Here is a 15,044-nt window from a genome sequence, read left to right as displayed (position 1 = left end):
TATGACAATTGCGTTTGGGTGGTGAAAAAACAACATCTTGTCACCCTGATTCATTATGACCTCCAGTGGCTAAATGTCATGTTGCCACGATTAATAAACAGGTCAGGAACGGGCTACATTCTAGCGATAGCGGCGGCCGTTGTCTTTAAGATTCAGGAGAGTGCATGGAGTTCAGTGTAAAAAGCGGAAGCCCGGAAAAACAACGCAGTGCTTGCATTGTCGTTGGCGTTTTCGAACCGCGCCGTCTGTCACCAATTGCCGAACAGCTGGATAAAATCAGCGATGGCTATATCAGCGCCCTGTTGCGTCGCGGCGAGCTGGAAGGAAAAGTGGGCCAGACCCTGCTGCTGCATCATGTACCTAATATCCTGTCTGAACGTATCTTGCTGATTGGCTGCGGTAAAGAGCGTGAACTGGACGAGCGCCAGTACAAGCAGATTATCCAAAAAACCATCAACACGCTGAATGATACCGGCTCGATGGAAGCGGTATGTTTCCTGACGGAGCTGCACGTGAAAGGGCGCAATACGTACTGGAAAGTGCGTCAGGCGGTGGAGACCTCCAAAGAGACCCTTTACAACTTCGATCAGCTGAAAAGTAATAAAGCCGAACCACGTCGCCCGCTGCGCAAACTGGTATTTAACGTGCCAACGCGCCGTGAACTGACCAGCGGCGAACGTGCCATCCAGCATGGCTTAGCGGTTTCTGCAGGTGTTAAAGCCGCAAAAGATCTCAGTAATATGCCGCCAAATATTTGTAACGCTGCGTATCTGGCGTCGCAGGCTCGTCAGTTAGCCGATGCGTTCAGCAAAAATGTTACTACGCGCGTCATTGGCGAACAGCAGATGAAAGAGCTTAGCATGCATGCCTATCTGGCAGTCGGTGCCGGTTCGCAAAACGAATCGCTGATGTCGGTAATGGAATACAAAGGCAACCCCGATCCAGAAGCGCGCCCAATTGTGCTGGTCGGCAAAGGGCTGACGTTTGACTCCGGCGGTATCTCCATCAAACCCGCCGACAGCATGGACGAAATGAAGTACGACATGTGCGGCGCGGCATCGGTCTATGGCGTGATGCGTATGGTGGCGGAACTTAACCTGCCCCTGAACGTGGTTGGCGTGCTGGCTGGCTGTGAAAACATGCCAGATGGCCGCGCTATGCGTCCGGGTGATGTGCTCACCGCCATGTCTGGTCAAACCGTTGAAGTATTAAATACCGATGCGGAAGGCCGTTTGGTGCTGTGCGATACGCTGACCTACGTTGAACGTTTCGAACCGGAAGTGGTTATTGACGTCGCGACGCTGACCGGCGCCTGCGTGATTGCGCTGGGCCACCACGTTAGCGGTTTGCTGTCGAATCACAATCCGCTGGCACACGAGCTGATTAGTGCATCTGAGCAATCCGGGGACCGCGCATGGCGTCTGCCGATGGCCGATGAGTATCAGGAGCAACTGGAGTCTAACTTCGCCGATGTGGCAAACATTGGTGGACGTCCCGGCGGCGCAATTACGGCGGCTTGCTTCCTGGCGCGCTTTGCGCACAAATATAACTGGGCGCATCTCGACATCGCCGGCACCGCGTGGCGTTCCGGTAAAGCCAAAGGCGCAACCGGCCGCCCAGTCCCGATGCTGTCTCAGTTCCTGCTGAATCGCGCTGGGTTTAATGGCGACGACTGATCGCCAAATCAATTCTGAAAGCAAGGGCGGACACCATCCGCTCTTTATCTTCTGACAGGCATTCCGATGAAAAACGCAACCTTCTACGTGATGGAAACCGATGCATCAAGCGACGGCCTGAGCGCCATCGAAGCGCTGGCGTGCGATCTGGCGGAAACGCGCTGGCGGGCGGGTAAACGGGTACTTATTGCCTGTGAAGATGAGCAGCAAGCCATTCGTCTCGACGAAGCGTTGTGGCAACGACCGGCAAACGCCTTCGTACCGCATAATCTTGCCGGTGAAGGCCCACGCTACGGCGCACCGGTTGAACTGGCCTGGCCACAGCGTCGCGGCAATTCGCCTCGCGATCTGTTAATTAGCCTGCTGCCACAGTTCGCAGATTTTGCTACTGCTTTCCATGAAGTGGTAGACTTCGTTCCTTACGAAGAATCTCTCAAACAGCTGGCGCGCGACCGCTACAAAGCGTATCGCAGCGTTGGGTTCCAATTGAATACGGCAACGCCGCCTCAGCCGCAAACGACATAGCAGAAATGGAAAAGACATATAACCCGCAAGATATTGAGCAGCCGCTTTACGAGCATTGGGAAAAGCAGGGCTACTTCAAACCAAATGGCGACACCAGCCAGGAAAGCTTTTGCATTATGATCCCGCCGCCGAACGTCACCGGTAGCTTGCATATGGGTCACGCTTTCCAGCAAACCATCATGGATACCATGATTCGCTACCAGCGCATGCAGGGTAAAAATACCCTGTGGCAGGCCGGTACTGACCACGCGGGCATCGCCACGCAAATGGTGGTTGAACGCAAGATTGCGGCTGAAGAAGGCAAATCCCGTCAGGATTATGGTCGTGAAGCCTTCATCGACAAAATCTGGCAGTGGAAAGCCGAATCAGGCGGCACTATCACCCGTCAAATGCGCCGCCTTGGCAATTCTGTTGACTGGGAACGCGAGCGTTTTACGATGGACGACGGTCTGTCTAATGCGGTGAAAGAAGTTTTTGTTCGCCTGTATAAGGAAAACCTGATTTACCGTGGCAAACGCCTGGTAAACTGGGATCCAAAACTGCGCACCGCGATTTCTGACCTCGAAGTGGAAAACCGCGAGAGCAAAGGCTCCATGTGGCATATCCGCTATCCGCTGGCGAAGGGTGCCAAAACCGCCGATGGCAAAGATTATCTGGTGGTGGCCACTACCCGTCCAGAAACGCTGCTGGGTGATACCGGCGTTGCGGTTAACCCGGAAGATCCGCGTTATAAAGATCTGATCGGCCACTATGTCATGCTACCGCTGGTCAATCGTCTGATCCCAATCGTTGGCGATGAACACGCCGATATGGAAAAAGGCACCGGTTGTGTGAAGATCACCCCTGCGCATGATTTCAACGACTACGAAGTCGGTCGTCGTCATCAGTTGCCGATGGTTAATATCCTGACTTTCGATGGTGATATTCGCGAACGCGCCCAAGTTTATAACACCAATGGTGAAGACAGCGATGCCTGTTCCGACGAGATCCCGGCACAGTTCCAGAAAATGGAGCGTTTCGCTGCACGTAAAGCGATCGTGGCGGCTGTTGACGAACTTGGCTTATTGGAAGAGATCAAACCACACGATCTGACCGTGCCTTATGGCGATCGTGGCGGCGTAGTGATCGAACCCATGCTGACCGATCAGTGGTACGTGCGCACTGCCCCGCTGGCTAAAGTTGCTGTAGAAGCGGTTGAAAACGGCGACATTCAGTTTGTGCCGAAGCAGTATGAAAACATGTATTTCTCCTGGATGCGTGACATTCAGGACTGGTGTATTTCACGTCAGCTCTGGTGGGGACATCGCATTCCGGCATGGTATGACAACGACGGTAATGTCTACGTTGGCCGCACCGAAGCTGAAGTGCGCAGCGAAAACAACCTGGCCGCCGATGTGGCGCTACGCCAGGATGATGACGTGCTGGATACCTGGTTCTCGTCTGGTTTGTGGACTTTCTCTACGCTGGGCTGGCCAGAAAACACCGAAGCGCTACGCACCTTCCATCCAACCAGCGTGCTGGTCAGCGGCTTCGACATCATCTTCTTCTGGATTGCCCGCATGATCATGCTGACCATGCATTTCATCAAAGATGAAAACGGCAAGCCGCAGGTGCCATTTAAAACGGTTTATATGACCGGTTTGATCCGCGATGAAGAAGGCCAGAAAATGTCAAAATCCAAGGGCAACGTGATTGACCCGCTGGATATGGTTGACGGCATTTCGCTGGAGTCGCTGCTGGAAAAACGTACCGGCAACATGATGCAGCCGCAGCTGGCTGAAAAAATTCGCAAGCGCACCGAGAAACAATTTCCGAACGGCATCGAGCCTTCTGGCACCGATGCGTTGCGCTTCACGCTGGCTGCGCTGGCTTCTACTGGTCGTGACATCAGCTGGGACATGAAGCGCCTTGAAGGCTATCGCAACTTCTGTAACAAGCTGTGGAACGCCAGCCGCTTTGTGCTGATGAACACTGAAGATCAGGATTGTGGTCAGAATGGCGGCGAAATGACGTTATCGCTGGCCGATCGCTGGATCCTCACCGAGTTCAATAGCACGATCAAAGCTTATCGTGATGCGCTGGACAGCTACCGTTTTGATATTGCCGCGAACCTGCTGTATGACTTCACCTGGAACCAGTTCTGTGACTGGTATCTGGAGTTGACCAAGCCGGTAATGAGCAACGGTAACGAAGCTGAGCTGCGTGGTACCCGACATACGCTGGTGCATGTACTGGAAGCACTGCTGCGCCTGGCGCACCCCATTATCCCTTTCATCACCGAAACCATCTGGCAGCGGGTGAAAGTGCTAAAAAACATCAGTGATGACACCATCATGCTGCAACCTTTCCCGCAGTTTGACGCGGCGAAAGAAGATGCTGAAGCCAAAGCGGACATTGAATGGATGAAGCAGGCGATTATCGCGGTGCGTAATATCCGGGCCGAGATGAACATTGCGCCGAGCAAGCTGCTGGATGTGCTGCTGCGTGATTGCTCGGCAGCGGCGCTGCGTCGGGTTGAAGTTAACCGCAACTTCCTGTCGCGCCTGGCGCGTCTGGCAAGTTTAACGGTGCTACCGGCTGGCGAGAAAGGCCCCGTGTCCGTGACCAAAATCATTGAAGGCGCTGAGCTGCTGATCCCTATGGCTGACCTGGTTGATAAAACCGCGGAGCTGGAACGTCTGGCGAAAGAGCTGGTTAAGCTTGAGGTGGAAATTGATAAGATTCAGGTCAAGCTGGCTAACGAGAGCTTTGTTTCTCGCGCCCCGCAAGCAGTGGTAGTGAAAGAACGCGAGCGTATGGCCGAGCTGGAACAATCAAAAGCAAAACTGATTGAACAACAGGCCGTGATCGCGGCATTGTAACAGTCTTAGTCTGACAGCTTAATTAACAAGCCGGGCTAGCCCGGCTTTTTTATGTATTTCGCACTGGATTCAGAAGAGATGATGACCTCCAACGCAACGCGACTTGATCTTCAGGTACGTCCAATTATGGCCGTCGATAATCCGCATATCGCTCAGGTGATCCGTGATGTATCTGCTGAGTTCGGCCTGACTGCCGACAAAGGGTATACCGTTTCCGATCCCGATCTTGATCGGTTATTTGAAGTTTACAGCGCCAAAGACAGCGCCTACTGGATCGTCGAACATCAGGGTAAAGTGATGGGCGGTGGCGGCGTGGCGGCTCTGTCCTGTAGCGCGCCAGATATTTGTGAACTGCAGAAGATGTATTTCCTGCCGGAAGTGCGCGGTTTGGGTTTAGCGCGTAAACTGGCGGTCTGCGCCATGGAACATGCGCGTCAGCGCGGCTTTCGTCGCTGCTATCTCGAAACCACCGCCAGCCTGACACGGGCGATTAAATTATATGAATCACTGGGCTTTGAGCTGATTGATACGGCTATGGGCTGCACCGGTCATGTCGATTGCGAAGTCCGGATGTTAAAAGTGCTGTGATGTTTTTCCTCACCGGTTTTCAGGTGAGGAAAAGGACTCAGAATGCGGGTACGCCGCTATGAAAACGCAGCTCGCTGTCTGGCTCGCTGATTAACCGCCCTTCCGTTGCGCCAATCGCCTGTACTCTTGGCGCAATGTCTGTCGGTGAAATTTGCGCTGCCAGCGTCAGGTAATCCTGATAATGACGCGCTTCCGAGCGCAGTAGTGAGATATAGAACTTCTCCAGCTCACTATCCAGATAAGGCGCTAAGCTAGCGAAACGTTCGCAGGATCGCGCTTCGATATACGCGCCACAGATCAACTTATCCACCAGCGTATCCGGCTCGTGTGTGGTCACTTCACGCAGCAATGATCTGGCATAGCGGCTTGACGTTATTTTCTGATAAACCAGCCCGCGCGTCTGCATAATTTCCCAAACCTGATAAAAGTGATGCAGCTCTTCTTTGATCAGCAGCACCATTTTTTCAACCAGTTCGTCCGTCCATGGCAATGCATTGCGAACAATAATGCTTTTCGACAGATTTTTGTGGGCATTGATAAAGTCGCTGTCGTCCTCCTCCCGGAAGATAAAATCCTCATAAGGCTTCAGCCAGGCGCGAATAGCTTCACCACTCGGCTGGTCAGCCACATATTTACGAATTAGCCAAACCGCAGTCTGCGCCGCTTTAAGTTCGCATACCAGATGGTCGGTCAGTAACAGCGTCAGGTTCTCCGGCTTGCGCGCTTCGTCAATCCAGGCTTGTGGCGTGCGGCAGTGGAGAAACTGGTAAACAGGTTCAAGTAAAAGTGCGTAGTTCATCGAATCAAAACGTGGTAGCAAAGAGGAAGGCGGAGCAGCTCCGCCCTTTAGAAATTAATGGCGAATACCGGTATCTTCATCGTCGTCGATAGCTTCGTCATCGTCCTCATCTTCAGCATCGGGATCTTCGAAATACGTGCCCCAACCGTCATAATCAACGTTGTATTTACCCACCAGATTGACCAGTTGCTCAACCTGCGCGTCGATCAACTCTGGGTTCAACGCGGCTTCGCTGAGAATATCCACGCACATCACCGTGGTGCCATCCTCCAGTTCTAATTCTTCCGGCTCGGTCACTTCGTAGCCCAGCTTGAAAGCGTCAACGGCCGCTTTCTCCAGCGAGTCAAAGTTGTTGCACGAGAGATGGTGCTCAATGGTATAGAGCGCGTCGGGATCGCTGCCATCCTCCAGCAGCTCTTCAATGATCAGGCGCGTCTCTTCACGCTGCTCTTCCAACAATGCTTCATATGCCATGGCGATGTCCTCTCTGAGTTCGGCAATAAACAATTATTTTCCCACACTGCCCGGCGCGCCACTACACAAAACGAAAAGTTTATTCACGCCGGGGTTGAAAATGCATATTCATACGGTTAGATTGAATTTTAATTCATTTAGACTGGTTACATGGAGCGCTGTATGAGTCAGCTTTATCAACGCCATTTCCTCAGGCTGTTGGATTTTTCCCCCGCCGAAATTGATTATTTGCTTACCCTTTCCGCTGAATTAAAAAGCGCTAAAAAAAGTGCGTGCGAAACGCAGTATCTGAAAGGCAAAAACATTGCGCTCATCTTCGAAAAAGACTCAACCCGTACCCGATGCTCTTTCGAAGTTGCCGCTTACGATCAGGGTGCTAACGTGACCTATCTCGGCCCAAGCGGCAGCCAGATTGGGCATAAAGAGTCGATGAAAGACACCGCGCGCGTGCTGGGCCGGATGTATGACGGCATTCAGTATCGTGGATACGGCCAGCAACTGGTTGAGACACTGGCAGAATACGCCGGCGTGCCGGTGTGGAACGGCTTAACCACCGAGTTTCACCCCACGCAATTACTTGCTGATTTACTGACGATGCAGGAACATCTGCCCGGGAAAAAGCGCAGTGAGATGACGCTGGTGTATGTTGGCGATGCACGCAATAACATGGGCAATACGATGCTGGAAGCGGCAGCGCTGACGGGGTTAGATCTGCGTTTAGTGGCGCCGAAAGGCTGCTGGCCGCAAGACGAGCTGGTGGTGCACTGCCGTCAGCTAGCCCAGCAAACCGGTGGCAAAATCACACTAACCGAAAATATTGCCGAAGGCGTGCAGGGCGCGGACTTTATCTATACCGATGTGTGGGTATCGATGGGGGAAGCCAAAGCGGTGTGGGAAGAGCGTATCGCCCTGCTGCGCGGTTACCAGGTCAACAGCGAGATGCTGGCGCTGACCGGCAATCCACAGGTTAAATTCCTGCATTGCCTGCCCGCTTTTCATGATGATCAAACCACGCTGGGCCGCCAGATGGCGGAGCAATACGGTTTGCATAACGGTATGGAAGTCAGCAATGAGGTGTTTGAATCAGCGCACAGCCTCGTTTTTGATCAGGCGGAAAACCGTATGCATACCATTAAAGCGGTAATGGTGGCGACACTCGGTCAGCGCTGATTAGCGGCAAGCAAACGTTTTCGGTGGGTGTGATTTACCCTTGAAGCAAATCACTGATGGCGTATAATGCGCCACAATTTGCCGGAGGAAACATGCAACAGTGCAGCGGACAATTTAACGCGCCATTTCGCCTGACAGCAGGCGGCGCATCTGTTTCTTTCCGTCATCGACCCGATCTTAAAAAAGCCCCTTCAGCAGGGGCTTTTTTTTGTCCGTAATCCGGCAGCACCGAGGAGAGAGTTATGGCTAACCCGCTATATCGCAAACACATTATTTCAATCAACGATCTCAGTCGCGACGAGCTGGAACGGGTGCTGCATACCGCTGCACAGCTCAAAGCTCATCCGCAGCCGGAACTGTTGAAGCACAACGTCATCGCCAGCTGCTTCTTTGAAGCCTCAACACGTACTCGCCTGTCATTTGAAACCGCTATCCATCGTCTTGGCGCCTCAGTCGTCGGTTTTGCTGACGGCAGTAATACCTCGCTGGGCAAAAAAGGCGAAACGCTGGCAGATACCATTTCCGTCGTAAGCACTTATGTTGATGCAATTGTGATGCGTCATCCGCAGGAGGGCGCGGCGCGTCTGGCAACGGAATTCGCCGGTGGTATCCCGATTCTGAATGCGGGCGATGGCGCGAATCAGCATCCGACACAAACCCTGCTCGATCTGTTCACTATCCGCGAAACCCAAAGCCGCCTCGACAATCTCAATATAGCGATGGTCGGCGACCTGAAATATGGCCGCACCGTGCATTCGCTGACGCAAGCGCTGGCTAAGTTTGATGGCAACCGTTTCTTCTTTATCGCCCCCGATGCGCTGGCAATGCCGGGTTACATCACCGACATGCTGGATGAGCAAAATATTGCCTGGTCGCGTCACGACAGTTTTGAAGAGGTGATGCCAGAGCTGGATATTCTTTACATGACGCGCGTGCAGAAAGAGCGTCTCGATCCCTCTGAGTACGCCAACGTCAAAGCGCAATTTATCCTGCGCGCGGCTGATTTAGCCGGTGCGCGCGACAACATGAAAGTGCTGCATCCGCTGCCGCGCATCGATGAAATTACCACCGATGTAGACAAAACGCCCTATGCCTGGTATTTCCAACAGGCCGGCAACGGCATTTACGCACGTCAGGCCCTGCTGGCATTGGTACTCAACAGCGAACTCGCCCTGTAAGGAGAAAACCGCATGACTCACGACAATAAATTGCAGGTCGAAGCGATTAAACGCGGCACGGTAATCGACCATATTCCGGCTCAGGTCGGCTTTAAGCTGCTGTCGCTGTTCCGCCTGACCGAAACCGATCAGCGCATTACTATCGGCCTGAATCTGCCTTCGGGTGAAATGGGGCGCAAGGATCTGATCAAAATCGAGAACACCTTTCTTACTGATGATCAGATCAATCAGCTGGCGGTTTACGCGCCGCATGCCACGGTTAACCGCATTGATGAATATGAAGTGGTGGCAAAAATTGCGCCAGCCTTACCAGATCGTATCGAACGCGTGCTGACCTGCCCCAACAGCAACTGCATCAGCCGCAGCGAGCCGGTGCTCTCCAGTTTCGCCGTAAAAAATCGCGCTAATGATGTCTATCTGAAGTGTAAATACTGCGAGAAAGAGTTCGCTCGCCATGTGGTGCTGGGTCACTGGTAATCAGTTTCCTCGTCTCTATAATGAAACCGTCGCGGCGCTAAGCCGCTTTGCACAAAAACCAGGAGCAATGATGTCTCGCGAAATCAGTACGGAAAAAGCCCCCGCCGCAATCGGTCCTTATGTTCAGGGCGTTGATCTTGGCAGCATGATCATCACCTCGGGTCAGATTCCCGTCGATCCGGCGACCGGTGCCGTCGCAGACGACGTGTCAGCACAGGCGCGTCAGTCGCTGGAAAACGTAAAAGCGATTGTAGAAGCGGCAGGCTTAAACGTTGGCGACATTGTGAAAACCACGGTATTTGTAAAAGATCTGAATGACTTTGCAACCGTGAACGCCACCTATGAAGCGTTTTTCACCGAGCATAACGCCAGTTTCCCGGCCCGTTCCTGCGTTGAAGTGGCGCGCCTGCCAAAAGATGTGAAGATTGAAATCGAGGCGATTGCAGTACGTCGCTGATGAGACTTGCCCTCCTGTTATCGGTGAGGGCAAAGCATTAGCGTTGAGCCGGACGCCAGATCCACAGCACGGCAATAGCCAGAGCGAATAGCGTGCCGAAACCAATCCCGGTTGCCACTGCCGGCACACCCGCTTTAATCGCCAGCGTATACAGCCCCAGCATCAGCAGCATTGCTGTGTTCTCGCCAAGATTTTGTACCGCAATCGCACTGCCTGATCCCACGCTATGCTTGCCACGTTCCTGCAACAAGGCATTCAGCGGCACCACAAAAAAGCCGCCCAGGGCGCCAATGACTGTCAGTAACAAATAGGCATTCATCAGCGAATGCTGCATTGAGAAGATTACCACCATCACGCCGATCAGCACACCCGCGGGCATACAACGACGCACCTTTTCCAGCGTCACCAGCCTGGCCGCCGCCGCTGCACCCAGTACGATGCCAATCGCCACCATCGCGTTCAGCGTGGTCGGCGTTTTGTTATCGCTGATACCGAGCGCTACCGGCACCCACAGCACCAGCAGAAAACGCAGCGTCACACCTGCGCCCCAAAACAAACTGGTGCCCAGCAGTGAAAAACGCGTTTCAGCGTTATTCCATAACACGCGACAGGCGATAATAAAGCTGTGCAGCATCGCCGTGAAGTGCCAGCTTTGGCCCGGACGAGCCACCGGCAATCGGGGAATAAATACATTTGCCAGCACCGCAATGCCGTAGGTCAGCGCACATCCCCCCAGTGCCGCCAGCAGATTCCAGTCAGCCAGGATGCCGCCTGCTACCGAACCAAACAGGATTGCGGCGATGGTTGAACCTTCCATCAAGCCGTTTGCTTTTACCAGCTTCTCGCCCTGGGTGATCTCCCCCAGGATGCCATACTTCGCGGGGGAATATGCCGCCGCGCCAATGCCCACCAGCGTGTAGCCAGCAAAGGGATTGAAGCCGAAGCAGATCACCAGCGCACCCAGCAGTTTCAGACTGTTGGCAAACATCATCGCCCGGCCTTTAGCGACGCTGTCTGCTATCTGGCCGACAAACGGCGCGAGCAGAATATAGGTGGCGACAAATAACATCTGTAGCACCGGCTGGCTCCAGTCGGGATAGAACTGATTTTTTAACACCGCCAGCGTGACAAACAGCAGCGCGTTATCGCCAAATGCCGAGAAAAACTGCGCAATAATGACGGCCAGCATGCTACGCGACATGAGCGGTGCATCACGTTCTGCCCCAGCGATCATGCCTGTGCCTCTTCCGCCATTTTCTTCAGCGTAACGTAATCTGGCTTGCCGCTACCCAGCAGTGGCAGCTGCTTCACTGCGCGAATATCGCGTGGTAACGCCAGCTCCGGCGCGCCCGTTTCGCGGGCGGCTTTTTGCAGTTGATCGCGCGTCAGCGCGTTATCGGTAGTAAACAGCACCAGCGCTTCGCCACGATTACCATCCGGGCGCAACGAGGCCGCATGCTGCTTATCAGGCGAGGCTTTTAGCGCAATCTGTTCAACAGTCTCCAGCGATACCATTTCGCCCGCGATTTTAGCGAAGCGTTTGGCTCGTCCCTGAATCTGGCAAAAACCGCCGTCGTCAAAGCTGACAATATCGCCGGTATCGTACCATCCGGCTTCCATCTGCCCTTCGCCGTTATCCGCCATAGGCGCTTCCAGCATGCCGGGGTTCTCAACCCGTAAATAGCCTTTCATGACGTTTGGCCCACGCAATTGCAGGCGTCCGCCCTTCTCAATGCCCGGCACCGACATCAAACGTGAATCCATGCCCGGCAGAATGCGGCCCACAGTGTGCGTTTTCGCCGCCATCGGCACGTTAATCGCGACCACAGGCGCACATTCGGTCACGCCGTAGCCTTCAAGAATGCGGATGCCGTATTTATCCAGGTAAAGCTGGCGCGTATTTTCCTGCAATTTTTCTGCGCCAGCGACGACGTAGCGCAGACGAGCGAAGTCGTAAGGTGCCGCAAAACGCGCATAGTTGCCCAGAAAGGTCGAGGTGCCAAACAGTACCGTGCAGTTGCGATCATAAACCAGCTCCGGCACGATGCGATAATGCAGTGGGCTGGGATAGAGGAATACCTGTGCGCCAGTCATCAGCGGCGTAAACAGGCCAACGGTTAAGCCGAAAGCGTGGAACAGCGGCAGTGCCGCCATAAAACGGTCGCGTGGGGTAAAATCAGCAACGGTACGAATTTGCTCAACGTTCGCCAGCAGACTTTTATGCGAATGCACCACCCCTTTCGGGTTGCCTTCCGAGCCGGAAGTAAACAGCACCATCGCGGCATCTTCTGGCTGCTGCCTGACCTGTGCACGGCGCGGCATAAGCAGGTGCCCCAGGATCCACAGCTTGTCTTTTAAGGTTACCGTATCCTTCAGATCCTCCAGATAGATCCATTGCACCTCGTTCAGTCCTTGTGGCAGATGCCACAGGCCCCCTTTGTCGAGAAACTGGCGTGAGGTAAAGACGGTTTTTACCTGCGAAGCAGTAAGCGCGGCACGCATACCATTAACGCCTGCGGTGTAGTTAAGCATGGCAGGAATACGACCCCGCATTGACGCGCCCAGAATCGCCACCGCCGTCACGGTGGCATTGGGCAGCAGCAGGCCGACATACTCTTTGGGCTGGCTGTAACGTTCAAGAATGCGCCCCACCCCGAGTGATTTTTTCAGCAAACCGGTGTAGCTGTCTGGTGAGAAATTAATATCTTCCATGCAGCGTTTGAAGGCGCCGTAGCGGGTACGCGCATTAAGAAAGGCTTCAAACAGTGTTTCACGCGAACGCACCGCCATGCGCGCTTCCATCATCACATGATGCAGATGCTCACCGGCTAAAAGACGACGTTCGCGCGCCCGTTTCGCATCGGGCATTGGAATGCGCGTTGCGGGTAAGATGCTTAGCGTGATACGCGGAAATAAGCGGCGTTTGAACACCCCCGCCAGCCGACCAAACAGTGTAAATTCCGCGCCTTCAATGCGCATCGGTACAACATTCGCCCCTGACTTCGCCGCCACAAATCCGGCACCGCTGTAGATCTTCATCAGCGATCCGGTGACGGTAATGCGGCCTTCCGGGAAGATCACCACCGGACGACCGCTGTTGATCATCTGAACCAAATGCTTGATCGACATCGGCCTGGCTGGATCCAGCGGCACATAGTCGATAAACGGCCTGAGCACGCGCATGAACCACTTTTCGCTGATCGTCGAATAGACTGCGAACACCGGCTTTACTGGCAGAAACAACGCCAGCAGCATACCGTCAAGAAACGACACGTGATTAGGCGCGATCAACACCTTCTCTTTATACAGTTCGGCGGTAGCACCACGCAGCTCGACGCGCCATAAAAGACGGAAAATCAGACGGAAAAATTTAAATAACATGCCCGCTCCATAGCATCGTTAAAAACAGGCCTTCACGATGCAGGATCTGACACGGTTCGACAACTATTTATTGGCTGCCTGCCAGCCACCGCCCAGCGCCGCAATCAGCGCCACGCTGCTGACCCATTGGGTGCTTTGCAGCGACAGCAGGCTTTGCTGCTCGCTCAGGCTGCTGTTTTCGGTGGTTGCCACGTCGAGGTAGTCGATCATGCCTGCTTCATACTGATTACGCGTTACGCGCGCCGATTCCTGCGCGGCGGCGGTGGCGCGCTGCTGCGAGGCAATTTCGCCCTGTAACATATTCAGTTCCACCAGCTCATCCTCTACTTCCTGCAACGCTTCCAGCACCGTTTGACGATAGCTGGCCACGCTGGCGTCATATGACGCACGCGCCTGCTCAACCTGTGAAGCAGTCGCGCCAAAGTCCAGCAGCGTGCCGCTGAGTTCCGGTCCCAGCGACCAGACGCGATTGGGCAGCGAGAACAGATTATGCAGCGTGGACGAGCTCACACCGCCGCTGGCGCTCAGCGTCAGATCAGGAAAATAACCGGCAATCGCCACGCCAACCGCTGCGTTCGCCGCCGCGACGTTACGCTCAGCGTAAGCAATATCAGGACGGCGCTGTAAAAGCTGTGTTGGCAAGGCTGAAGGCACATCCGGCAATGTCGCGTCCAGCTTCGCCACCGGCAAGTTGAAGTCGGCAGGCGCTTTGCCAACCAGCAGCGCAATGGCATGCTCCACCTGCGCACGCTGCCATTGATAATCCTGCGCCGAGGCGCGGGCGCTTTCCAGCTGCATCTGCGCCTGCGCTAAGGTGGCGCGTGATTCACTGCCCGCCTGATATTTGTTTTCAATGACTACCAGATAGCGCTGATAGGCATCAATGCTCTGTTGATACAGCGCAATTTTCTGGTCCATGATGCGTAGCTGAAAGTAGTCCTGCGCCAGTTCTGACTGCGCGCTCAGGGTAATATTTGCCAGTTCGGCCGCGCTTGCCTGAGCACTGGCTCTATTCTCTTCCAGCGTGCGCCGCAGTTTGCCCCACAAATCCAGTTCCCAGCTGGCGCTTAGCTCAGCCTGGTGACTGGTTGAGGTGGTGCGCTGGTTGGTTGTGGTGGCGTGGCTGCCGCTGCGGGTGACGCTACTGTCATACCCCACCGAAGGAAACAGTTCGGCGCGTGACTGCGATACCAGCGCCTGTGCCTGGCGATATTGCGCTGCGTAGTTAGCGACGTTCTGATTGTTAATGCTCACCTGACTCAGCAGGCTGCTCAGCGTGGCGTCGTGATAGACCGACCACCATTCACCTTTGTGCTGGTCATCCTGCGGCGTTGCCGGCTGCCAGCCTTTCGCCTCTTTATAATGTTTCGGCACGGGCATAGCAGGGCGTTGATAATCCGGGCCAACGGTACAGCCGCACAGCAGCAGCGCCAGCATAACAGGCGTAATTTTCATGGA

Annotated in this window: 13 protein-coding genes; 8 read left to right on the top strand and 5 right to left on the bottom strand. The window is 54.3% G+C overall.

All coding sequences use genetic code 11. The features are described 5' to 3' along the window. The first annotated feature begins 164 nt into the window (after positions 1 to 164). From pepA to QRY16_RS02990, 4 genes are all read left to right on the top strand, one after another. The gene (gene pepA, locus QRY16_RS03005; RefSeq protein WP_289775584.1) at positions 165 to 1,676 is read left to right on the top strand and encodes a leucyl aminopeptidase; all 1,512 of its coding nucleotides are present in this window, start codon (positions 165 to 167) and stop codon (positions 1,674 to 1,676) included. A gap of 66 nt (positions 1,677 to 1,742) precedes the next feature. Further along, entirely contained in the window at positions 1,743 to 2,201 is a 459-nt protein-coding gene (locus QRY16_RS03000; protein WP_193405145.1) for a DNA polymerase III subunit chi, read from the top strand. Positions 2,202 to 2,206: 5 nt separating this feature from the next. Continuing rightward, entirely contained in the window at positions 2,207 to 5,062 is a 2,856-nt protein-coding gene (locus QRY16_RS02995; RefSeq protein ID WP_289775583.1) for a valine--tRNA ligase, read from the top strand. Positions 5,063 to 5,140: 78 nt separating this feature from the next. Beyond that, on the top strand, positions 5,141 to 5,650 hold the full coding sequence (locus tag QRY16_RS02990; RefSeq protein ID WP_419776104.1) for a GNAT family N-acetyltransferase: 510 nt from the start codon (positions 5,141 to 5,143) through the stop codon (positions 5,648 to 5,650). Positions 5,651 to 5,687: 37 nt separating this feature from the next. Here the strand turns inward: QRY16_RS02990 and miaE are convergent, their stop codons facing one another. Then, entirely contained in the window at positions 5,688 to 6,449 is a 762-nt protein-coding gene (gene miaE / locus QRY16_RS02985) for a tRNA isopentenyl-2-thiomethyl-A-37 hydroxylase MiaE (protein ID WP_193405147.1), read from the bottom strand. 54 nt (positions 6,450 to 6,503) lie between these two features. Continuing rightward, positions 6,504 to 6,923, bottom strand: coding sequence for a ribonuclease E inhibitor RraB (gene rraB / locus QRY16_RS02980; RefSeq protein WP_289775582.1), 420 nt, complete (start codon positions 6,921 to 6,923; stop codon positions 6,504 to 6,506). Positions 6,924 to 7,085: 162 nt separating this feature from the next. On the opposite strand from rraB, the gene argF reads away from it, so the two are divergent. From argF to ridA, 4 genes are all read left to right on the top strand, one after another. After that, positions 7,086 to 8,093, top strand: coding sequence for an ornithine carbamoyltransferase (gene argF, locus QRY16_RS02975; protein ID WP_289775581.1), 1,008 nt, complete (start codon positions 7,086 to 7,088; stop codon positions 8,091 to 8,093). Between the two features lie 242 nt (positions 8,094 to 8,335). Beyond that, positions 8,336 to 9,271 carry an aspartate carbamoyltransferase gene (gene pyrB / locus QRY16_RS02970; protein WP_289775580.1) on the top strand — a complete coding sequence of 312 codons (936 nt, stop codon included), beginning with the start codon at positions 8,336 to 8,338 and terminating at the stop codon, positions 9,269 to 9,271. A 12-nt stretch (positions 9,272 to 9,283) separates the two neighbouring features. Then, positions 9,284 to 9,748, top strand: coding sequence for an aspartate carbamoyltransferase regulatory subunit (pyrI, locus tag QRY16_RS02965; RefSeq protein WP_289775579.1), 465 nt, complete (start codon positions 9,284 to 9,286; stop codon positions 9,746 to 9,748). Between the two features lie 70 nt (positions 9,749 to 9,818). Continuing rightward, positions 9,819 to 10,205, top strand: a complete 387-nt coding sequence (gene ridA / locus QRY16_RS02960) for a 2-iminobutanoate/2-iminopropanoate deaminase (RefSeq protein WP_193405152.1) — start codon at positions 9,819 to 9,821, stop codon at positions 10,203 to 10,205. A 37-nt stretch (positions 10,206 to 10,242) separates the two neighbouring features. On the opposite strand, the gene lplT is transcribed toward ridA, so the two are convergent. The 3 genes from lplT to QRY16_RS02945 all read right to left on the bottom strand — a co-directional run bounded on the left by lplT (position 10,243) and on the right by QRY16_RS02945 (position 15,041). Beyond that, on the bottom strand, positions 10,243 to 11,439 hold the full coding sequence (lplT, locus tag QRY16_RS02955; protein ID WP_289775578.1) for a lysophospholipid transporter LplT: 1,197 nt from the start codon (positions 11,437 to 11,439) through the stop codon (positions 10,243 to 10,245). Continuing rightward, the gene (gene aas / locus QRY16_RS02950; protein ID WP_289775577.1) at positions 11,436 to 13,586 is read right to left on the bottom strand and encodes a bifunctional acyl-ACP--phospholipid O-acyltransferase/long-chain-fatty-acid--ACP ligase; all 2,151 of its coding nucleotides are present in this window, start codon (positions 13,584 to 13,586) and stop codon (positions 11,436 to 11,438) included. The genes lplT and aas overlap by 4 nt, the downstream gene beginning before the upstream one ends. A gap of 63 nt (positions 13,587 to 13,649) precedes the next feature. Then, positions 13,650 to 15,041 (bottom strand): efflux transporter outer membrane subunit, encoded by a 1,392-nt coding sequence (locus QRY16_RS02945; protein WP_289775576.1) that lies wholly within the window; start codon positions 15,039 to 15,041, stop codon positions 13,650 to 13,652. Between the last annotated feature and the right edge of the window lie 3 nt (positions 15,042 to 15,044).

It is taken from the genome of Mixta mediterraneensis, assembly GCF_030283135.1.
GTDB classification, from domain to species: Bacteria; Pseudomonadota; Gammaproteobacteria; order Enterobacterales; family Enterobacteriaceae; genus Pantoea; species Pantoea mediterraneensis.
This window is presented reverse-complemented; position numbering and strand designations above follow the sequence as displayed.

What these genes read in the sequence shown, in the direction of transcription:
- pepA (WP_289775584.1), top strand. Translation starts at nt 165, where the DNA reads ATGGAGTTCAGTGTAAAAAGCGGAAGCCCGGAAAAACAACGCAGTGCT.
- QRY16_RS03000 (WP_193405145.1), top strand. Translation starts at nt 1,743, where the DNA reads ATGAAAAACGCAACCTTCTACGTGATGGAAACCGATGCATCAAGCGAC.
- QRY16_RS02995 (WP_289775583.1), top strand. Translation starts at nt 2,207, where the DNA reads ATGGAAAAGACATATAACCCGCAAGATATTGAGCAGCCGCTTTACGAG.
- QRY16_RS02990 (WP_419776104.1), top strand. Translation starts at nt 5,141, where the DNA reads ATGATGACCTCCAACGCAACGCGACTTGATCTTCAGGTACGTCCAATT.
- miaE (WP_193405147.1), bottom strand. Translation starts at nt 6,449, where the DNA reads ATGAACTACGCACTTTTACTTGAACCTGTTTACCAGTTTCTCCACTGC.
- rraB (WP_289775582.1), bottom strand. Translation starts at nt 6,923, where the DNA reads ATGGCATATGAAGCATTGTTGGAAGAGCAGCGTGAAGAGACGCGCCTG.
- argF (WP_289775581.1), top strand. Translation starts at nt 7,086, where the DNA reads ATGAGTCAGCTTTATCAACGCCATTTCCTCAGGCTGTTGGATTTTTCC.
- pyrB (WP_289775580.1), top strand. Translation starts at nt 8,336, where the DNA reads ATGGCTAACCCGCTATATCGCAAACACATTATTTCAATCAACGATCTC.
- pyrI (WP_289775579.1), top strand. Translation starts at nt 9,284, where the DNA reads ATGACTCACGACAATAAATTGCAGGTCGAAGCGATTAAACGCGGCACG.
- ridA (WP_193405152.1), top strand. Translation starts at nt 9,819, where the DNA reads ATGTCTCGCGAAATCAGTACGGAAAAAGCCCCCGCCGCAATCGGTCCT.
- lplT (WP_289775578.1), bottom strand. Translation starts at nt 11,439, where the DNA reads ATGATCGCTGGGGCAGAACGTGATGCACCGCTCATGTCGCGTAGCATG.
- aas (WP_289775577.1), bottom strand. Translation starts at nt 13,586, where the DNA reads ATGTTATTTAAATTTTTCCGTCTGATTTTCCGTCTTTTATGGCGCGTC.
- QRY16_RS02945 (WP_289775576.1), bottom strand. Translation starts at nt 15,041, where the DNA reads ATGAAAATTACGCCTGTTATGCTGGCGCTGCTGCTGTGCGGCTGTACC.